This is a genomic window from Flagellimonas sp. MMG031 (assembly GCF_040112705.1).
Lineage (GTDB): Bacteria > Bacteroidota > Bacteroidia > Flavobacteriales > Flavobacteriaceae > Flagellimonas.
In genome coordinates this window covers 2,759,104-2,778,429 of the sequence record NZ_CP157804.1, presented here as the reverse complement: position 1 = coordinate 2,778,429, position 19,326 = coordinate 2,759,104, and the positions used below count along the sequence as shown (strand labels likewise).

20 protein-coding genes are annotated in these 19,326 nt (G+C 43.8%); 9 read left to right on the top strand and 11 right to left on the bottom strand.

From position 1 onward, the window contains the following. Positions 1-8 precede the first annotated feature (8 nt). From recN to ABNE31_RS12565, 7 genes are all read left to right on the top strand, one after another. Positions 9-1,661, top strand: coding sequence for a DNA repair protein RecN (recN, locus tag ABNE31_RS12595; protein ID WP_349351385.1), 1,653 nt, complete (start codon positions 9-11; stop codon positions 1,659-1,661). A gap of 72 nt (positions 1,662-1,733) precedes the next feature. Continuing rightward, complete coding sequence (locus ABNE31_RS12590) at positions 1,734-2,546, top strand: SDR family oxidoreductase (RefSeq protein WP_293282367.1); 813 nt, start codon at positions 1,734-1,736, stop codon at positions 2,544-2,546. A 161-nt stretch (positions 2,547-2,707) separates the two neighbouring features. After that, positions 2,708-3,715 (top strand): glycosyltransferase, encoded by a 1,008-nt coding sequence (locus ABNE31_RS12585; RefSeq protein WP_349351384.1) that lies wholly within the window; start codon positions 2,708-2,710, stop codon positions 3,713-3,715. 41 nt (positions 3,716-3,756) lie between these two features. Further along, positions 3,757-4,674, top strand: coding sequence for a CdaR family protein (locus ABNE31_RS12580; RefSeq protein WP_293282370.1), 918 nt, complete (start codon positions 3,757-3,759; stop codon positions 4,672-4,674). Then, entirely contained in the window at positions 4,671-5,264 is a 594-nt protein-coding gene (coaE, locus tag ABNE31_RS12575) for a dephospho-CoA kinase (protein ID WP_349351383.1), read from the top strand. The genes ABNE31_RS12580 and coaE overlap by 4 nt, the downstream gene beginning before the upstream one ends. 64 nt (positions 5,265-5,328) lie before the next feature. After that, positions 5,329-6,915, top strand: coding sequence for a HAMP domain-containing sensor histidine kinase (locus ABNE31_RS12570; RefSeq protein WP_179383909.1), 1,587 nt, complete (start codon positions 5,329-5,331; stop codon positions 6,913-6,915). A 10-nt stretch (positions 6,916-6,925) separates the two neighbouring features. Then, complete coding sequence (locus tag ABNE31_RS12565; protein WP_179383908.1) at positions 6,926-7,642, top strand: response regulator transcription factor; 717 nt, start codon at positions 6,926-6,928, stop codon at positions 7,640-7,642. Between the two features lie 44 nt (positions 7,643-7,686). On the opposite strand, the gene ABNE31_RS12560 is transcribed toward ABNE31_RS12565, so the two are convergent. The 9 genes from ABNE31_RS12560 to ABNE31_RS12520 all read right to left on the bottom strand — a co-directional run bounded on the left by ABNE31_RS12560 (position 7,687) and on the right by ABNE31_RS12520 (position 16,717). Then, entirely contained in the window at positions 7,687-9,021 is a 1,335-nt protein-coding gene (locus ABNE31_RS12560) for a gluconate:H+ symporter (RefSeq protein WP_349351382.1), read from the bottom strand. 3 nt (positions 9,022-9,024) lie between these two features. Further along, complete coding sequence (locus tag ABNE31_RS12555; RefSeq protein WP_349351381.1) at positions 9,025-9,516, bottom strand: gluconokinase; 492 nt, start codon at positions 9,514-9,516, stop codon at positions 9,025-9,027. Beyond that, a complete protein-coding gene (gene miaA, locus ABNE31_RS12550) occupies positions 9,509-10,432 on the bottom strand; it encodes a tRNA (adenosine(37)-N6)-dimethylallyltransferase MiaA (RefSeq protein ID WP_349351380.1) in 924 nt (307 codons plus the stop codon). The genes ABNE31_RS12555 and miaA overlap by 8 nt, the downstream gene beginning before the upstream one ends. Next, positions 10,429-11,280 carry an ion transporter gene (locus tag ABNE31_RS12545; RefSeq protein ID WP_349351379.1) on the bottom strand — a complete coding sequence of 284 codons (852 nt, stop codon included), beginning with the start codon at positions 11,278-11,280 and terminating at the stop codon, positions 10,429-10,431. Before ABNE31_RS12545 ends, miaA begins: the two co-directional genes overlap by 4 nt. A gap of 3 nt (positions 11,281-11,283) precedes the next feature. Next, positions 11,284-12,612, bottom strand: coding sequence for an exonuclease domain-containing protein (locus tag ABNE31_RS12540; protein ID WP_349351378.1), 1,329 nt, complete (start codon positions 12,610-12,612; stop codon positions 11,284-11,286). Positions 12,613-12,626: 14 nt separating this feature from the next. Further along, positions 12,627-13,286 carry a YggS family pyridoxal phosphate-dependent enzyme gene (locus ABNE31_RS12535; protein ID WP_349351377.1) on the bottom strand — a complete coding sequence of 220 codons (660 nt, stop codon included), beginning with the start codon at positions 13,284-13,286 and terminating at the stop codon, positions 12,627-12,629. A gap of 284 nt (positions 13,287-13,570) precedes the next feature. Beyond that, a complete protein-coding gene (locus ABNE31_RS12530; RefSeq protein ID WP_349351376.1) occupies positions 13,571-14,806 on the bottom strand; it encodes a DUF1015 domain-containing protein in 1,236 nt (411 codons plus the stop codon). Positions 14,807-14,812: 6 nt separating this feature from the next. Beyond that, complete coding sequence (locus ABNE31_RS12525) at positions 14,813-15,700, bottom strand: 3-hydroxybutyryl-CoA dehydrogenase (RefSeq protein ID WP_349351375.1); 888 nt, start codon at positions 15,698-15,700, stop codon at positions 14,813-14,815. A gap of 51 nt (positions 15,701-15,751) precedes the next feature. Next, the gene (locus ABNE31_RS12520) at positions 15,752-16,717 is read right to left on the bottom strand and encodes a Gfo/Idh/MocA family oxidoreductase (protein ID WP_349351374.1); all 966 of its coding nucleotides are present in this window, start codon (positions 16,715-16,717) and stop codon (positions 15,752-15,754) included. A gap of 115 nt (positions 16,718-16,832) precedes the next feature. Between ABNE31_RS12520 and ABNE31_RS12515 the strand changes: the two genes are divergently transcribed. Further along, positions 16,833-17,474 (top strand): protein-L-isoaspartate(D-aspartate) O-methyltransferase, encoded by a 642-nt coding sequence (locus ABNE31_RS12515; RefSeq protein ID WP_179383899.1) that lies wholly within the window; start codon positions 16,833-16,835, stop codon positions 17,472-17,474. Here the strand turns inward: ABNE31_RS12515 and smpB are convergent. Beyond that, positions 17,471-17,932, bottom strand: a complete 462-nt coding sequence (gene smpB, locus ABNE31_RS12510; RefSeq protein ID WP_127141703.1) for an SsrA-binding protein SmpB — start codon at positions 17,930-17,932, stop codon at positions 17,471-17,473. The two genes, ABNE31_RS12515 and smpB, sit on opposite strands and share 4 nt — an antisense overlap. A gap of 80 nt (positions 17,933-18,012) precedes the next feature. Between smpB and ABNE31_RS12505 the strand changes: the two genes are divergently transcribed. Then, positions 18,013-18,750 (top strand): DUF6503 family protein, encoded by a 738-nt coding sequence (locus ABNE31_RS12505; RefSeq protein WP_349351373.1) that lies wholly within the window; start codon positions 18,013-18,015, stop codon positions 18,748-18,750. A 2-nt stretch (positions 18,751-18,752) separates the two neighbouring features. Here ABNE31_RS12505 and ABNE31_RS12500 read toward each other — a convergent pair whose 3' ends face one another. Beyond that, positions 18,753-19,289, bottom strand: a complete 537-nt coding sequence (locus ABNE31_RS12500) for a histidine phosphatase family protein (protein WP_313885110.1) — start codon at positions 19,287-19,289, stop codon at positions 18,753-18,755. Positions 19,290-19,326: the final 37 nt, after the last annotated feature.

The following is a 19,326-nucleotide window of genomic DNA, read 5'->3' as shown; positions in this document are numbered from 1 at the left end:
CTACGGTATTGCTAGTAAATTTATCCATTCAAAACTATGCATTGATTGATGATGTCCGCGTGGCATTCCCCAAAGGTTTTACGACCATTACAGGGGAAACCGGTGCGGGAAAATCCATTCTGTTGGGAGGACTTTCCTTGGTACTGGGCAAGCGGGCCGACCTGTCTTCCCTAAAAAATACGGAGCAGAAATGTGTCATAGAGGCAGAGTTCGAGGTGTCCAATTACCAACTCCAATCCTTTTTTAAAGAGAACGATTTGGATTATGAGGACCTCACCATTCTCCGAAGAGAAATCCTGCCCAGTGGTAAATCAAGGGCATTTGTGAACGATTCCCCTGTGACCTTGGATGTGATGCGCGCCTTGGGCGATCAGTTGGTAGATGTGCACTCCCAGCATCAAACGATGCAGTTGACCGACAATGATTTCCAGATGAAGGTACTGGATGCTTTGGCTGAGAACTCCGAAAATCTTTCCGGATACGCACAGGAGCTTCAAAAATTGAGAAATGTATCCAGGGAACTTCAAAAATTGGAGGAATTTCAGGCTAATGCGGATAAAGAACACGATTACAACAGTTTTTTGCTGGAAGAACTCGAAGCCGCAAAGCTCAAAGAGGGGATGCAGGAGGCCTTGGAAGAGGAATATGAGCAATTGAGCAACGTGGAGCAGATTATGGAAAACTTGTCTGCAGGGCATCAATTATTGAACGATGAACAATTGGGAATCGTGGGCAGGCTTACAGAATTTAAGCGGGCTTTCCAAAACCTTAGTGATTTTGGCTCGGACTATAAATCCTTGAATGACAGGATTCAATCTGTGTTGATAGAAACGGATGATATTGCCTCTGAATTGGAGCGTTTAAAGGATGGGGTAGAAGCCAACCCAGAACGGTTGGAGGTGGTAAACGGGCAATTGCAGCAATTGTACGACCTTCAGAAAAAACACCATACGGACTCTGTGCCCGAGTTGATTAACATACGGGAAGAATTGGCCCAAAAGGTGGATGCAGTGGCCAATATTGAGTCCAAAATCAAGGCCAAAAGGGACGAAGTGGCTTCCATCACAAAGACAGTGGATGCATGGGCCAAAAAAATCAGTGAGGGTAGAAAAGCTATCATTCCTAAACTGAAGGAACGATTGCAGCTCGACTTGGCTTCCCTTGGAATGCCTTCAGCGACCTTCAAAATTGAACTGAATCCGTCCAGCACCTTTAAACCTTATGGGAAGGATGATTTGGTATTTCTTTTCTCCGCGAACAAAGGGTCCAACTACGGCGAACTCAAGAAAGTGGCATCCGGAGGGGAGCTTTCCCGAATCATGTTGGCCATCAAGTCTATTTTGGCTCAGTATGAAAATCTTCCTACCATGATGTTTGACGAAATTGACACCGGAGTTTCTGGTGAGATTTCCAACCGAATGGGAGAAATCATGCAGCAGATGAGCAGCACAATGCAAGTGTTTTCCATAACGCATTTGCCACAAGTGGCCTCCAAAGGACAGCATCAGTTTAAAGTTTACAAAGAAGAGGCACCAGGAGGCACAAGCACCCACATCAAACAATTGACCCGAGACGAAAGGGTAAGGGAACTGGCGGAGATGTTGGGCGGAAAGAGCTTGTCGGAATCCGCTTTGGCACACGCCAAGGAGCTGTTGCAATAAAACACGGAGGTGCTTCCCAAACTTCAATTAGTTTAAATATCTTTGCCTTACAATCAACAATTGCAAAAAATTATGGCATACAATCTTTTAAAAGGTAAAAAAGGAATCATTTTTGGCGCGTTGGACCCAAACTCCATCGCTTGGAAAACCGCAGAACGCGTTCATGAGGAGGGAGGCACCTTTGTGCTTACCAATGCCCCCATCGCCATGCGTATGGGAAAAATCAATGAACTGGCGGAAAAGACCGGCTCAGAAATCATTCCTGCAGATGCCACTAGCGAAGAGGATTTGAAGAACTTAGTTGAGAAGTCCATGGAAATTTTGGGCGGAAAGCTGGATTTTGTGCTTCACTCCATTGGAATGTCCGTAAATGTGAGGAAAGGAAGGGCCTACACGGATGAAAACTACGATTTTACGGCCAAGGGATGGGATGTATCCGCGCTTTCTTTTCATAAGGTAATGCAGTCCCTGTACAAAGCCGAGGCCATGAATGAGTGGGGGAGTATTGTTGCCTTGACTTACATGGCGGCACAACGAACCTTTCCCGATTACAATGATATGGCCGATAATAAAGCCTATTTGGAGTCCGTAGCCAGAAGTTTTGGTTACTTCTTCGGAAAAGAGCATAAAGTTAGGGTGAATACCATTTCCCAATCACCAACACCGACCACAGCGGGACAAGGCGTGAAAGGTTTTGACGGCTTCATCAACTATGCGGAAAAAATGTCACCTCTAGGCAATGCTACCGCTGATGACTGTGCCAATTACACTGTTTCACTTTTCTCCGATTTGACCAAAAAGGTGACTATGCAGAACCTTTTTCATGATGGTGGTTTCTCCAATACGGGTGTGAGCCAAGAGATTATCGATGAATTTTCGGAATAAACCGTAAAAAATAGAAGGGATAGAGCCGTTTAAAACGCGGTAATATTTTGATATTGTCAGGTTGAGCGCAGTCGAAACCCATTGATTATCATACCTTAAGTTCTCGACTGCACTCGAACTGATTTAAAACCAGCTTTTTAGAAAGCCTCTTTCTATTTCAAATGAAAATTCTTTTCTCCATAGTAGTTCCTGTGTTCAATAGGCCCGAAGAAGTTCGTGAACTCTTGGAAAGTCTTCAAAAACAAGATTTTCAGGACAATTTTGAAGTCGTCATCGTGGAGGATGGGTCCACAGAGCGTTCGGAGGCCGTGGTTGAACAATTTCGTGAACAACTTCAGATTTCCTACTATTTCAAGGAGAATTCAGGGCCGGGCGATTCCCGAAATTTTGGGATGCAGAAGGCCAAAGGGAATTATTTTATCATTTTGGACTCCGATTGTATGCTCCCGCAGCAATATTTATCCGAAGTGGACAGGGAACTCAAAGCGGAATTCGTCCATTGCTTTGGTGGACCCGATGCTGCCGACACCTCATTTACCATTGTTCAAAAGGCCATCAATTATGCGATGACCTCTTTTTTGACTACGGGAGGTATTCGCGGAGGGAAAAAGGCGGTGGGCAAATTTCAGCCCCGAAGTTTCAATATGGGTATTTCCAAGATTGCTTTTGAGAAGACAGCTGGCTTTGGTCGAATCCATCCCGGGGAAGACCCAGATTTGACCTTCCGGATTTGGAAAGCTGGATTTCAAACCAGATTGTTCCCAAAGGCTTTTGTCTATCACAAAAGAAGGATTGATTGGCATAAATTTTACAAACAGGTAAACAAGTTTGGTATGGTACGCCCTATCCTGAACAAGTGGCATCCGGGAACGGCAAAGCCTACCTATTGGTTTCCCACCTTGTTTATGTTGGGTTTCTGTGTTGCCATTTTGGCGGCTTTTTTAGGACTTTGGTTGCCCTTGTTTCTCTACGCCTCATATTTTTTGGTATTGTTCTTGGACGCTTGGGTCAAGACAAGGAGCATAAGAGTGGCCCTTTTGTCGCTTTATGCCGTAGGTGTCCAATTTATAGGTTACGGAATTGGTTTTATCAAGTCCACAATGTTGCTTAACTTTAGTAATAAGGATCCAGAAGAACTGTTTCCCAAACTATTTTTCAAGAAAAAGTAAAAGTGTTCAAAAAGGTATTGCACGGCCTCAATCAAAAGAAGGTGAAAGTTTTTTCACTGTTCCTGTTATGCTCTTTTTTGGCGTGGTTTATCAGCAATCTATCCGAAACCTACGAATCAAGGTCTTATTTTGTGCTTAATTATCGGAATTTGCCTGATTCCCTTTTGTTGGGCGACCAGTCCAATGTACAGATTGAGGCCAAACTCCGAACCAGTGGTTTTCAGTTTTTATACTACAAAATCTTTAAGGGCCGCATGGATATCGACGTTTCCCAAGTAGCTTATCAAAATGGGAAATATGTGCTTGGCCAAGAGGCATTGCGACGGCAGATGGATCAGCAATTATCCCAAAACGTTTCACTATTGGAACTGGATCGGCAGGTTTTGGAGGTCGACCTTTATCAGGTGGAAACCAAAAAAATACCCGTTCGACCCAAAATGAGCCTTCAGTTGGAGCAGAATTTTATTTTGGAGGGAAAAGTAGAGGTAAGCCCTGATTCCATTGAGGTGAAGGGTCCAAAAAACGAAATCGATACCATCGAATCCATTGCAACCGCACCTTTGCAACTTACCAACGTTAAAAGTGATTTTTCAAAAGAGATCAATTTGATTTTCCCAAAAGGCTTGGGCAATAGTATATTTTCAACAAGCCGAGCCACGGTCACAGGAAAGGTGTCCAAGTTTTCCGAAAGGGTGTTCGAGGTTCCCATACAAGTGATCAATATCCCGGAGGGTTATCAAATCAGGACATTTCCGGATTCGGTGACCTTGCTATGCAAAGCGTCGATTGAACGGTTAAAAGAGCTATCGGCCACCGATTTTGAGGTAGTGGCAGATTATGGGCAATTGATGGGGTCGGAAAGTAGGACCTTGTTTTTGGAACTGACCCAAAGCCCACAAAAGGTATATGATGTGAAGTTGGAAGAGAATGCCGTGAACTTTGTACTCGAACAACAATGATGATCGTAGGACTTACAGGCGGAATTGGAAGTGGTAAAAGTACCGTGGCCCAAATATTCTGGGAGCTGGGTGTCCCTGTCTACGATTCCGATAAGGAGGCCAAGCAGCTCATGGTTAGCTCCGAAACGGTAAAAAACGCCATTATAGATCTATTTGGAAAAGAGGCCTATACAGAAGATGGCTTAAATCGTTCGTTTATAGCGAATACCGTGTTCAAAAACCGTGAGTTATTGGAAAAGTTGAACGGAATAGTGCATCCGGCAGTGAGAAAGCATTTTTTGGATTGGGCCCATGACCAAGAATCACCGTACGTTATTCAGGAAACCGCCCTGATTTTTGAAAATGGGGCAGCGGAAAAGTACGACTATACGATTTTGATCACGGCTCCCGAAGAAACCCGTGTTCAACGCGTAGTGCAGCGAGATGAGGTAGCCAGGGAATCAGTAGCCGATAGGATGAAACACCAATGGGATGATGATGACAAAGCTAAGCTGGCAGATTTTACCATTGAAAATCTCGACCTAGAAAAAACCAAAGAAAAGGTTAACGAACTACACCTCAAACTTTTAGGGCTAGCATCCAAATTTTAACATTTATGTTAAGTTTTGGTTAAACGCCCAAAGTGCTAAATGTTAAATTTTTAATTTTACGCCAATGAACAAGAAGCTATTTGTTCTTCTGGTTGTTCTTATGAGTTTATCCCTATTGGGGATCATCTTTGTGCAAGTTTATTGGATCAAAACCTCCATAAACGACAAGGAAGAACAATTTTCAAGAACGGTTACGGACATTCTGGACAAGGTAGCGAGCAGGGTGGAGAAGCGCGAGATGAAGGAATACTCGGACCGTTTAGCCTCCTTGGCGGACAGCATTGGTGAGCCCAAAAGCACACAGTACAAGAATTTTTTGTTCGTGGATCGGGATTTGAACTCCGATGAAATTCTTTTTTATTCCCATGGAATCCTGGAAGAAGATTACAATATAACCTCTGCGTTCTTTGATATTGATACCAATGGAAGTGAAGATACCACGACCATCAAGAATTTCACCAGTAAGCGTACAAAGGCCATTTTTAAGGAAGAGTACGGTTTGGATGGCAGGACCTATAGTCTTACCCCAATCCAACGAGCGGAAAAAATCGGGGGACTTAGCAGTATTGACAAAGCGGCTTGGGAAGATGTATTTATGGAAGCGGCCAAAACACGTCCCATCCACAAACGGGTTTCCAAGCAAGAACTGGAACTCCTACTGAGCCAAGAACTGAGCAATCGAAATATAAACATCGATTATGAGTACGGGGTATACAGTCAAGGATATCCCACTAAAATAAGGTCCAGAAAATTTAAGTTTTCCGGTTCCAAAATGTACAAGGCTCCCATTTTTAAGGACAGCGAAGGGGTTTCCAATTTTTCACTGTTGCTCACTTTTCCGAGCATGAAGCGTTTCATCTTTGGCTCCATAATGAAAATGGCATTGTTGTCTCTGGTATTCACCTTGGTGATTGTTCTGGCATATTCGAGTGCCATTTACCAGTTGATTAAGCAAAAGCGGATTTCCGAAATCAAATCGGATTTCATCAACAATATGACCCACGAGTTCAAAACGCCCATTGCAACCATTAATTTGGCCGTTGAGGCGATACGGAACCCAAAGTCGATTGAGGACAAAGAAAAAGTATTGCGTTATCTAGGCATGATTCGTGATGAAAATAAACGGATGCATGCTCAAGTGGAGAACGTATTGAGAATATCCAAACTGGAAAAAAACCAGTTGGACATTACCAAGGACAGGGTGAACATGCACGATATCATTACCGATGCCATCGCCCACGTGGAATTGATAGTGCAGGACCGAGGGGGTTACGTAAACGCCCATTTGGATGCCGAGCGCTCCGAGGTATTGGCCAACGATATGCATATGACCAATGTGGTGGTCAACATTCTGGACAATGCGGTGAAGTATTCGCCAGAGACCCCTAAAATTGATGTGTTCACCGAAGTGGTGAAAAACAGCATCATTATAAAAGTGCAAGATCAAGGGGCGGGCATGAGCAAGGCGGTATTGAAAAAAGTATTTGAAAAATTTTACCGGGAACATACCGGCGACATACATAACGTTAAGGGTCACGGATTAGGGTTGGCCTACGTAAAACGAATTATAGACGATCATCAAGGAGAGGTTTATGCGGAAAGTGAAAAAGGAAAAGGAAGCACCTTCTTTATAAAACTCCCATTAATTTAAAAAACGAACTATGGACACAGAAAAAAAGAAGATACTACTGGTAGAGGACGACCCCAATTTTGGAATTGTCCTAAAGGATTATTTGACCATGAACGACTTTGAGGTGGTTTTGGCCAAAAATGGAATGGAAGGATTTGAAAAGTTTAAAAAAGATAACTACGATGTCTGTATCTTGGATGTCATGATGCCCTATAAAGATGGATTTACCCTGGCTAGGGAAATCCGCGAAAAGAACGAGAACGTACCCATTATCTTCTTGACCGCAAAAACGATGAAAGAGGATGTTTTGAAGGGTTATAAGGCAGGAGCTGATGATTATTTGAACAAACCATTTGATTCCGAGGTGCTGCTTATGAAATTGAAAGCGATTCTTCAACGGAAAGCATCCAGTTCCTTGGCCGATAGCAAGCAATTTGAATTTGAAATCGGAAACTTCCACCTCAATTCAAAGCTTCGTTTCTTGAAATATAAAGAGGAAGAACCCATTAAATTGTCGCCCAAAGAAAATGAACTGTTGCGTTTGTTGGCTTTACATGAAAACGATTTGATGCCACGTGAACTGGCATTGACCAAGATCTGGAGGGATGATAACTACTTTACCTCCCGAAGTATGGATGTGTACATTGCCAAATTGAGAAAGTACCTGAAAAAGGACGATTTGGTAGAAATCTTGAACATTCACGGTGAAGGATTCCGATTGGTCGTGAAAGCTGAGAATGAGCAATAATCAGAAGATTATAAGATAGACAAGCCACCCTCGGGTGGCTTTTTTTATGCAAAAATATAGACCAAGGAAACGGTAAGCATACCAACAAAGGCCAAAATAGTAGTCATTACCGTCCAAGATCGGAAGGTTTGTTTTTCGGTAATGCCCAAATATTGTCCTACCAGCCAAAAACCACTGTCATTCACATGGGAAAAAATACTTGCTCCCGAAGCAATGGCAATCACCATACACGCCAGTTGCATGGGATTCAGTTCGGCATTGGCCAAAAGTGGCGAAACCAAACCGGCAGCTGTAATCATGGCTACCGTAGACGAACCTTGAACGATTCGCACAATGGCGGCACTGATAAAAGCAAAGGCCAAAACGGGTATTCCAGCATTGCTTAGGGAATTGGCCAGAAGCTCACCAGCTCCCGTATCGGTAAGTACCTGCTTAAAAACACCTCCCGCTCCTGTTAGCAGGATAATAGTACCTGCGGGTGCTAACGATTTGGTGGATATTTTGAGGAGTTGGTCCTTAGTGAACCCTTTTTTTAATCCAAAAAAGTACCAAGCCAGCAAATTGGCAATGATCAAAGCAGAAAATGGATGCCCCACCAAGGCGATTAGTTGTAGTACGGTTGTACTCGTAATTCCGAATGTACCCGCAGTCACCATCGTATTCAGTAGGATCAAAATTATGGGTAGGCCAATGATCATTAGGGTTTGACCAATGGGTGGAAGGCTTGGTGTGGTACCATCTTCTATTTCCTCGGGCGCAGCCACAAATATTTTTTTTGAGATATGACGTCCAAACCAAAGCCCTGCAATCAAGGCGGTGGGGATTCCGGCGATGAATCCCATGAGGATGACCCATCCCAAATCTACATCTATGATGTCAGCCACGGCGATAGGCCCTGGCGTTGGTGGGATAAAAGCATGGGTTATAGCTAGTCCCGCCAATAACGGAATGGCGTAAAGAAGCAAAGATTTTCCGGTTCTTCGCTGCAGTGCATACATCATGGGCACTAAAATGATAAAGGCTACATCAAAAAAAACGGGAATGGCAATCAAAAAACCGGAGACTACCATAGCGGCAGGAGCTTTTTTCAGCCCAAACTTGGAAACCATAAAATCAGCGATGGCTTTTGCACCGCCTGATGCTTCCAAGATTCCCCCAAATATGGCACCCAATCCCACGACGGTGGCCACAAAACCCAAGGTGCCGCCCATCCCTTTTTGTATAGTGGATATAATTTGATTTGCATCGAGTCCTGCAATAAGCCCTACAACGATACTGCCGATAAGTAGTGCAACAAAGGCATGGATGCGAAGCTTTAAAATCAAGAACAATAGGATGGCAATGCCGATGACTACGGCCAAAAAAAGCTGAACTTCCATGAGTTAAAGTTGTTTGACGATTTTTTTAACGATGTTCGCTGGGGTTTCTTCAATAGAAACGGTAATGGCCTTGGATGGAGGCTCCAAGGTATCGAACTGGGATTTGAGCAGGGCGGAGGACATAAAATGACCTTTTCTGGAGTCCAATCGGGATTTGATCAAGTCAAACGAACCTTTTAAATACACAAACACCATACAATTGCCCATGCCCGCCCGCAATAGGCTTCGGTAATTTTTTTTGAGCGCGGAACAGGCTATAACGGCCCCTTGCTCCCGGTGCTCCAAAGCAAGTCTGTTGAGTTGTACAAGCCACCCTTTACGGTCTGTATCTTTTAGGGGCTGTCCTGAGCTCATTTTCTTGATGTTTTCCTCGGGATGAAAATCATCACCATCGTAAAAGGGAACGGATAGTTTCTTCGAGAGCAGTTGTCCTATTTTGGTTTTTCCGGAACCACTGACTCCCATCACCACTATCACAGTCTTACCGTTAGGCATAGAGGTTGGTTTTTAGTCGGTCTGTGATTATCTGCAGCACCTTCTCAGCTTCTCCGTTGTAGGGTATCCACAGTATATCCTTGTTTTTTCGCAACCATGTTAGCTGCCGCTTGGCAAATCTCCTGGTGTTTTTTTTGATTTCCGAAACGGCAAATTCCAATGTGCAATGCCCGTCAAGATATTCAAAAAGTTCTTTGTAACCAACTGTTTGCAAGGCATTGAGTGTTTTGTGCGGATAAAGTCGTTCTGCTTCCTCCAGCAGGCCTGCTTGCATCATTAGGTCCACTCGTTGGTTGATCCGTTCATAAATGACCTCTCGTGGGGCCTCCAGACCAACATAAAGGGTTTTAAAGGGCCGTTTTGGTTTGGGGCGATTCAAAAATGAAGAAAAAGGTTGGCCCGAGGCTCTGCACACCTCCAAGGCACGTATCAGCCGGTGCGGATTCTCTAAGTCAACAATTTTATAATACGATGGGTCCTTGAGTTTCAATTCTTCTTGAAGACTGCTGAGGCCATTTTTTTTCAGTTTTTGGTTCAATGCTGTACGAATATCAGGATCCACTTCGGGAAACTCATCCAGCCCGTTGACCACGGCATCCACGTAAAGACCACTGCCACCGACCATGACCACAGTATCTTTTTGTTGGAACAGTCCATCCAAAACAGTCATGGCTTCTTTTTCAAAATCCCCTACGGAATAGGGCTCAAAAATACTTTTATGCTGAATAAAATAGTGCGGCACCTGTGCCAGCTCTTCTTGTGATGGAACTGCGGTACCAATTTCCATTTCCTTAAAAAACTGTCGAGAGTCGGCTGAAAGGATTTCGGTATCAAAATGTTTGGCCAATTGAATGCCCAAAGCGGTCTTTCCAATGGCCGTAGGGCCTACCACTGCCAGTAGCACCTTTTTTTTCATAACGGATGACCACAATTATAGCAGTGGGTAGCATCGTCTCTATGCCCTTCTGCGGAACAGCTAGGGCAGGCTTGGGTGTTCACATGTACCATAAAACCCTTATCGCCACTTTCTTTCCCGTTTTTTTGGTTACGGGTGAATTCTGCGGTAACAATGCCAGTGGGTACCGCAATTATGCCATAACCCAAAATCATGATTACGGTCGCCAAAAACTGCCCTAGATTGGATTGGGGCGCAATATCACCGTAACCTACGGTGGTCAGCGTTACAATGGTCCAATAAATACTTTTGGGTATGCTGGTAAAACCAGAATCGTCACCTTCAACAATGTACATTAAAGTCCCCATAATCACCGATAGAATCAAGACCACATAGATAAATACCGCTATCTTGGCTCGGCTTGCCTTTAGGGCTGACTGTAATTGGGAAGCTTCGCCCATAAACTTGACGAGCTTCAATATCCTGAAAATACGGAGCAAACGGAAAGCCCTTACTGCCAATAGCACTTGGGATCCCGCCAAAATATAAGAAAGATAAAGTGGTATGGTCGATAGAAAATCGATGATACCGTAGAAACTAAAGACGTATTTTAAAGGTTTCTTGATGCTGATGAGTCGTGCAATGTACTCAATGGTAAAAAAGATGGTCACCACCCATTCCAAGGTCAATAGTGTACGGTGGTAGCGCGCATCAAAATCGTCTATGCTTTCCAGTATCACCAAAATTACACTGATGATGATCAAGACGAAGAGAAGAATGTCAAACAGCTTGCCCGACGGAGTGTCCGCTTCATAAATAACTTCATGAAGTTTACTCTTCCATTTGGCCTGTGGTTTGTAATCTTTCAATGATCAGCGGGTTAGGGGAATGGTCTTTAATCGGTTGTTCTTTCTCAAATAGGCCTCAACGATAAAAGTGGTATTCTCATCACTCTTCATTGGGGTCATTATCGATTCTAAGATATGAATATTATTGATTTGATGATTGAGGTCCACAAATCCAAATCCCTGAAGTCGACCATTTTTGATGAGAATAAAACTGCGTTCCCCGGTTTGCCTACCACGGTCGGTCAATGCGATGTCCTTATTTTGGATGCTATATTTCTCAAAGGCGGCACGGACTTTTTCATTACAATTCTCGGCAATGCCCTTGTTTTGTTCGGACATACAAACTTCCTGCCCCAAAGATGATGGGCATAGTTCAAATTCCTCGTTAATTTTGTTCAAAAAGCTTTTCGCGGCCTCCGTACCGTTGAAAGCCATTTTTTCATGTTCCAAGGTCCTATCTTTTTCCACGTCCAGCACAATATGTTCCGTTCCATTAAGACTAAAATCTATGGTGTGGGTAAACAGCTTTTTCTTGGAAACATGATTGTAGCGAGGTCTGTTCTTTTTTTGTTCCAAATAGGCCTTTAAAATGGCAATCAATTCGCTGCCTGTGGTTTCGTAGGTCACTTTTTTGGTTTCCTTTTGAAGCTTTCGGGCAATTTTGCCCACGTTCGTAAAATGTTGGTTTACCCGCTTCTTGATATCCTTGGTTTTCCCCAAAAAGATGATTTCACCGTCCTTATCGTGCATATAATAAACTCCGGTTTCAGAGGGCAGCTTGAACACCATGTCCAATTGGTTGGGTGAAAGTTCCCCGTGGGTCTCTTCGCGGATGACCTCGGTAATGATTTTTTTATCGGAATCCTTGTCGAGCAATAGCTTAAAGAGTTTCAAGGTCGCCAAAGCATCACCGTTGGCGCGGTGCCTATCGCTCATCGGTATCCCTAGGGAACGCGCCAATTTGCCCAAGCTATGGGATTCCGCTTCGGGTATAAGCTGCTTGGAAAGGTCTACCGTACAGAGGGTTTTGCGCTGAAAATCGTACCCCAATCGCCTAAACTCGGTGCGGAGTATGCGATAATCGAACTGTGCGTTGTGGGCGACCAAAACGGTTCCTTCGGTAATCTCCACAATGCGCTTGGCCACTTCGTGGAATTTGGGAGCGGAACGCAACATTTTATTGTTGATACCAGTCAATTTGGCCACAAAGGGCTGTATTTCCCGTTCCGGATTGATCAAACAGATGAATTTGTCCACCACCTCATGCCCATCGAACCTGTGGATGGCTATCTCGGTGATACCTTCCTCATTGTATTTCCCTCCCGTGCTTTCAATGTCGAGTATGGCGTACATGAAAAAAATGCTGCTTATGTGTAGTTTCTAGCCCCAAATATACTGCTTCCTATCCGCACCATGGTACTTCCTTCCTCAATGGCGACCGTGTAATCCCCACTCATGCCCATGGAAAGGATGTTGATGTCTGTCAATTTGGCCTTAAGATGATCGTACAGGGATTTGAGTTGGGCAAACTCCCTGCGTACTTGGTTCATGTCCTCAGTAAAGGTCGCCATACCCATCAAACCTACGATTTTGATGTGCTCCATGGTTTTGAACTCGTCAGAATCCACAAGCTCATTTAACTCTTTTTCATCCAGGCCAAATTTGGTATCCTCTTCGGCGATGTGAATTTGCAACAAGCAGGGGATGACTCGATCGTGTTTTTTGGCTTGTTTGTTGATTTCCTTCAACAGACGGGGACTGTCCACACCATGAATCAAGGAAACGAACTCGGCCATATATTTGACTTTGTTGCGCTGTACGTGACCGATCATGTGCCATTCGATGTCCTTGGGCAAGTCTTCCCATTTTTGGACCATCTCCTGCACTTTATTTTCACCGAATATGCGTTGTCCCGCTTCGTACGCTTCCAAGATATCCTCGTTGGGCTTGGTTTTGGAAACGGCGACCAAGGTCACACCTTCCGGGAGTTCGGATGTTATTTTTGTAAGGTTATCTTTTACTGACATAGTTTAGTTAATGTCATTCCGCACGTGGTACGGAATCTTTTAAATTTATGGATTCCTGCTATTTTGTTCCGCTGATGAGCCAATGGCGGAGACAATAAAAATTCGTCATTTCGAGTGGTTTTTTGAACCAAAGTTCAAAAAAATGTATCGAGAAAAGAATTTTCTCAGTTACAAACCTTGTTCTCGACCTGCCTGCCGGCAGGCAGGTACTTTTTCCTTCAGAAAAAACTCGAACTGACGGTTTTCAATCATAAATATCATCAAAATGAACAATTGATTAAAATTTACAATTCGTAAATGGCCAGGCCGCTACGGAGCTTAGGCTCAATATACGTGCTTTTTGGTGGCATTACCAAACCAGCATCGGCAATGGCCTTGATTTCCTGCACTGTCGTGGGAACCAAGCTAAATCCAACGGCATAGCTGCCCGAATCCACCGAATCCTTCATTTGGATAAGGTTGTTTTTACCGTAACCGTAGCAAATCCGCTTGTCGTTCCTTAGATCAGTAATGCCCAAAATAGGTTCCAAAATGGTTTTGTAGAGGATTTGGGTGTCCAAACGGCTCAGTGCATCGGTAAACTCATGGTTTGTTTGCCTAAAATGAAGGGTGTAAAACTCTCCCTCCAAATACATGCTGAATTCATGTTTTTTAGATGGTTTGCACAACCCATTCTCCCGTTTTTCTATTCGGAAATGCTCGTCCAACTGAATCAAGAACTCCTTTTTGGAGTATCCGTTCAAATCCTTTACCATACGATTGAATTCCGAAATCCGCATCTGTGATTCGGGAATCAGGTAGGCCATGAAATAATTATAGGCTTCCTCTCCGGTATGATTGGGGTTTTCCGATTTCTTAAGGTCTGCCAACAGACTGGATGATGCGCTTCTATGGTGCCCATCGGCAATATAAAGTGCATCGAGGTCTCCAAAAGCCTTTTCCAGTTTTTCAATCCCTTCGGGATACGAAATTTTCCATAGTTTATGGTTCACCCTGTCCGTGGTGGTGAAATCGTACTCTGGCTTTCGTTCTATTTTCCGTTGAAAGATCTCATCTACGGTTTCATTGTCCTCGTAGGTCATCAAAACAGGTTCCGCGTTAAAGCCTACGGTATGCAAATAATCGGCAAAGAGCTCCTCCCGGTCCTGTAGGGTGTCCTCGTGCTTTTTAATCACATTGTTACGATAATCCTCTACGCTACAGGCACAAAAGAAACCAAGACTTTTAAAATCGTTCTTGGTGATTTGGTAGAGGTAAAAGCTGGGCTCATCATCTTTTTGGAAGATGTCTTCCTCCAAAAACTCCAAATACCGATTGTGTACCAAGCCAAACCGTTCTTTGCCCCTGATGTTCTTTTCAAACTTGAACCCTGGGTTGATGATGTGCAAAAACGAGAACGGGTTGTACTGCAATATCGCTTTTAGTTCCTCCTTGGAATATTCCTCGTAGGAGCGCGATGCCACAAAAAAAGCTTTGTCCTTTGTAGGGCGTATGGCCTTAAAAGGTTTTACAATGGCCATACGTTCTTATTTGAATTGCGCGGAGACGGTTTCAGCCTTTCTGGACTCGGAATAATCGTAAAACCCTTCGCCCGATTTCACTCCTAATTTACCGGCCATTACCATGTTCACCAGTAGGGGACAAGGGGCGTATTTGGGATTTTTGAACCCATCGTACATCACGTTCAAAATGGAAAGGCATACGTCCAATCCGATAAAGTCCGCCAATTGCAAAGGACCCATAGGGTGTGCCATGCCCAATTTCATCACAGTATCGATTTCCTCAACACCGGCTACGCCATTATACAAGGTTTCGATGGATTCATTGATCATCGGCATCAAAATACGATTGGCCACAAATCCTGGATAGTCGTTTACCTCGGTAGGGGTTTTTCCCAGTTTTTTGGAAAGCTCCATAATGGTTTCTGTAACCTCATCCGAAGTGCTGTACCCACGGATAATTTCCACCAACTTCATGATGGGAACCGGATTCATAAAATGCATGCCGATCACTTTTTCGGGGCGATTTGTGGCCGCACCGATTTGGGTGATGGAAATGGAGGATGTATTGGTGGCCAAAATAGCCGATGGCTCGCATACTTCGTCCAAATCTTTGAAAATCTGAAGTTTAATATCCAATTTCTCCGTTGCCGCTTCAACCACCAAATCCGTTTTGGAAACGCCTTCTTTTAGGTTGGTATAAGTGGTGATATTGGCAAGGGTGGCTTCTTTTTTGGAGGCATCAATGACCTCTTTGGCCATCATCCGGTCCAAATTTTTGGTAATGGTAGCCAGCCCTTTGTCCAAGGAAGCTTGGGAGATATCCACTAAATTGACTTTGTATCCGTTCTGCGCAAAAACATGGGCGATTCCATTTCCCATGGTTCCTGCTCCAATAACCGCTATTTGTTTCATAAGCTTGTATTTAAAATGGTGATCCATCCGAATATTTCGGAGGAACGACGATTAATTATCAAATGATGCAATGATTTGAAGGGCCACACGCAGGGCATTGGTGCCTTGTTCCAAACTTACAACGGGTTCAGTGTCGTTGTTGATGGCATCGGCAAAGGTTTCCAATTCGTCCAAAATGGCATTGTTCACGTCTATTTCGGGGTTTTCAAAATAGATCTGCTTTTTCTCGCCTTCGGCGTTTTGTAAGATCATATCAAAATCGCCAGGATTTTCGGGAGCGTCCTTCATTTTGACCACTTCTACTTTTTTCTCCAAGAAGTCTACCGAAATATAGGCATCGCGCTGAAAGAAACGCGACTTCCGCATATTTTTAAGGGAAATACGGCTCGAGGTAAGGTTGGCCACGCAACCGTTTTTGAATTGGATACGTGCATTGGCAATATCGGGTGATTGACTAATGACAGAAACACCACTGGCATTGATTTTTTCCACTTCGGAAGGCACCACGCTCAAAATTGCATCAATATCGTGGATCATCAAATCCAGCACAACGGGCACATCGGTCCCCCGCGGATTAAATTCCGCCAAACGATGCGTTTCGATGAACATAGGGTTCTCGATTTTGTCCTTTACGGCCAAAAATGCAGGATTAAAGCGTTCCACATGGCCAACTTGGCCTTTAACACCATGTTTTTTGGAGAGTTCGAGCAGTTGTTCTGCTTCTTCCAAAGTATTGGTGATCGGTTTTTCAATAAAGATGTGCCTTCCTTTTTCAATGGCCTTTTTGGCACAATCAAAATGGGACAGCGTAGGGGTAACTATGTCCACTACGTCCACGACATCTATCAAATTGTTGATATTGTCGTAATGGGTATACCCAAATTCGGCAACAACTTTTTTGGCATTGATCTCATCGGGATCATAAAACCCAACAAGTTCATATTTATCCGATTGGTTTAAGAGCCTGAGGTGTATCTTTCCTAAATGTCCCGCACCGAGGACACCAACTTTTAGCATATGACCTGTTTTCGTCAAAAATACGGATATGATGCCAGTTTCCATAAATTTTTGAATGGAACTAAGGGGATATTTTTGGGGAACTTTTTAACTTCGCCCCACCAGACCAGATACCATGAAGGATACGCTCAAACATAGGGGAATGCGCAAAAACTTGGCCGATGTTGTCGCAGCCAAGGGGATAACGGACAAAAAGGTGCTGGAAGCGATAAAAACGGTTCCCAGACATTTGTTTTTGGACAGTGGTTTCGAGGACCACGCGTATCAGGACAAAGCCTTTCCCATTGGTGCGGACCAAACCATTTCACAGCCCTACACGGTGGCATTCCAAACCGAATTGTTGGAGGTGAAACCGAACGATAAGATTTTGGAAATAGGCACAGGAAGTGGTTATCAAACCGCAGTTTTGCTGCATTTACGGGCCAAGGTCTATACCATCGAACGCCAATTGGAGCTCTTCAAGACCACTAAATTGTTCTTCAATAAAATGCATTATCGACCCAAAAAGATGATTTTTGGGGATGGCTACAAAGGACTGCCCGAAGAAGCGCCTTACGATGGAATTATTGTTACTGCGGGTGCCCCAGAAGTTCCTAAACCCCTTTTGTCGCAATTGAAAGTAGGGGGCAGGCTGGTGATTCCCGTTGGGGTGGATGAACAAATCATGACATTGTTCGTGCGTAAGTCTGAAAAGGAATTCGAGAAAAAGGAGTACGGTTCGTTCCGGTTCGTTCCCTTGTTGGAAGATAAAAACTAATTGTTGAAACTCTTTTTGATTCGGGATAGGTTCCGTTTGTTGTCCCGGTCCTTGATGGTTTCCCGCTTATCGTACAATTTTTTACCCTTGGCCAGACCAATGTTCATTTTGGCCAGACCCCTATCGTTGATGAAAACTTTGAGCGGCACAATGGTGAGTCCAGTGGTAGCTACCTCTTTTTGCAGTTTCTTGAGTTCCCTTTTGTTGAGCAACAATTTGCGTACAGCCTTTGGGGCGTGGTTAAAATGACTGGCATGAGTGTATTCATCAATCTGCATGTTGACGACAAATAGTTCACCCTTGTCATTAAACTCACAAAAGCTTTGCGAAATGGAAGCCTTGCCCAACCGGAGTGATTTTATTTCGGTACCTCCGAGGACGATTCCCGCCGTGTAGGTATCCAAAATTTCATAATCAAATCGGGCTCTTCTATTTTTTATGTTGATATTTTGCTGCATCGGGCACAAAAATATAAACTCTTTGCCAAGAAAATTGTAATGTTATGCCAGATTTTACGAATAAGTACATAAACAACCTTATGAAACGATTTTTAATTCCCCTTGTAATTGTTTGTGCCATTGGATGCAAACAAGAAGCTAAAGAACAACCGACTGCCCAAGAAATTGTGGACAAATCCATTGCCGATAGTGGAGGGGCATTGTTTAACGACCATACAGTGACTTTTGATTTTAGGGATAAAAGTTATGTTTCCGAAAATGTGGATGGACAAAGGGTTTTTAAGCGGATTTCCGATTTGGACACCACTACGATTATCGATATCAAAAGGGGTGATGATTTTGAACGCTACGTAAACGATTCTTTGGTGCAGGTGCACGATACCATGGCGGTGAAATATGCCAATTCCATCAACTCAGTGCATTATTTTGTGCGATTGCCCTATGGTTTAAACGATGCTGCCGTCAACAAAACTTTTTTAGGCGAGGAGACGATCAGCAACAAACCTTATTACAAAGTAAAGGTGACTTTTGACCAGCAAGGGGGAGGTGACGATTTTGAGGACACCTATTTATATTGGTTTGATAAAGAAACATTTAAGCCAGAGTATTTGGCCTACGACTTTCATGTAAATGGAGGCGGTCAGCGGTTTAGGAAAGCCTATAACGAACGCTATGTGAATGGTATCCGTTTTGTGGACTACGAGAACTATAAACCTCTAAAAGAGGGAACAGGCATTCTAGAAATCGGTCAATTGTACGATAAAGGGGAGCTTGAACTCCTGAGCAAGATCGAACTGGAAAATATTTTGGTGGAATAGGCCTAATCCATTTTTAATCGGATGTCCGTTGGTACGCCATCAATAATTCGGACGATAAACAAACTACTGTTGTCAGAATCATCCATGGCATCATATTTTTCCATGCCGATTATTTTGTTCACCAACATTGGCGTAGTGTTGCTGTGGCCGACCACAAGGACATTTTTCCCTTCATTTTCCATTTTGAACGCCTCGATATCCATATCGCGAGGGTCGTAATACTTGATATCGATATCTTTTTTGATAGAGGTAGGTGCAGCCGTCATGGAAGTCCGCTCGTAATTGGTGGAGTAGACCATGTCCAGAGGGATGGGGTCGAAGACTTCGGCCCAGCGTATGGCCCTGTCCAAACCATCCTGATTGAGCTCTGGGTCCGGGTTTTCAGGGTCCGTTCTGTCTTTTTCGGCATGCCTTATAAAATAGAAGGTGGAAATAACAGGATCTTCGGCAATTTTCGTATCTTTTTTGCAGCCGATACTTCCAACGAGTATAATTGCAAGGGCAATTAGGGGTTTGATGGTTCGCATAGTTCTATTCAAAGTTCCCGTATGTTTTTGGTTAATTTGTTTTAAAAGT

Bases quoted from the DNA above. Each gene is read 5' to 3' on its own strand.
- ABNE31_RS12590 (WP_293282367.1), top strand. From the start codon at position 1,734: ATGGCATACAATCTTTTAAAAGGTAAAAAAGGAATCATTTTTGGCGCG.
- ABNE31_RS12585 (WP_349351384.1), top strand. From the start codon at position 2,708: ATGAAAATTCTTTTCTCCATAGTAGTTCCTGTGTTCAATAGGCCCGAA.
- coaE (WP_349351383.1), top strand. From the start codon at position 4,671: ATGATGATCGTAGGACTTACAGGCGGAATTGGAAGTGGTAAAAGTACC.
- ABNE31_RS12570 (WP_179383909.1), top strand. From the start codon at position 5,329: ATGAACAAGAAGCTATTTGTTCTTCTGGTTGTTCTTATGAGTTTATCC.
- ABNE31_RS12565 (WP_179383908.1), top strand. From the start codon at position 6,926: ATGGACACAGAAAAAAAGAAGATACTACTGGTAGAGGACGACCCCAAT.
- ABNE31_RS12560 (WP_349351382.1), bottom strand. From the start codon at position 9,021: ATGGAAGTTCAGCTTTTTTTGGCCGTAGTCATCGGCATTGCCATCCTA.
- ABNE31_RS12555 (WP_349351381.1), bottom strand. From the start codon at position 9,516: ATGCCTAACGGTAAGACTGTGATAGTGGTGATGGGAGTCAGTGGTTCC.
- miaA (WP_349351380.1), bottom strand. From the start codon at position 10,432: ATGAAAAAAAAGGTGCTACTGGCAGTGGTAGGCCCTACGGCCATTGGA.
- ABNE31_RS12540 (WP_349351378.1), bottom strand. From the start codon at position 12,612: ATGTACGCCATACTCGACATTGAAAGCACGGGAGGGAAATACAATGAG.
- ABNE31_RS12535 (WP_349351377.1), bottom strand. From the start codon at position 13,286: ATGTCAGTAAAAGATAACCTTACAAAAATAACATCCGAACTCCCGGAA.
- ABNE31_RS12530 (WP_349351376.1), bottom strand. From the start codon at position 14,806: ATGGCCATTGTAAAACCTTTTAAGGCCATACGCCCTACAAAGGACAAA.
- ABNE31_RS12525 (WP_349351375.1), bottom strand. From the start codon at position 15,700: ATGAAACAAATAGCGGTTATTGGAGCAGGAACCATGGGAAATGGAATC.
- ABNE31_RS12520 (WP_349351374.1), bottom strand. From the start codon at position 16,717: ATGCTAAAAGTTGGTGTCCTCGGTGCGGGACATTTAGGAAAGATACAC.
- ABNE31_RS12515 (WP_179383899.1), top strand. From the start codon at position 16,833: ATGAAGGATACGCTCAAACATAGGGGAATGCGCAAAAACTTGGCCGAT.
- smpB (WP_127141703.1), bottom strand. From the start codon at position 17,932: ATGCAGCAAAATATCAACATAAAAAATAGAAGAGCCCGATTTGATTAT.
- ABNE31_RS12505 (WP_349351373.1), top strand. From the start codon at position 18,013: ATGAAACGATTTTTAATTCCCCTTGTAATTGTTTGTGCCATTGGATGC.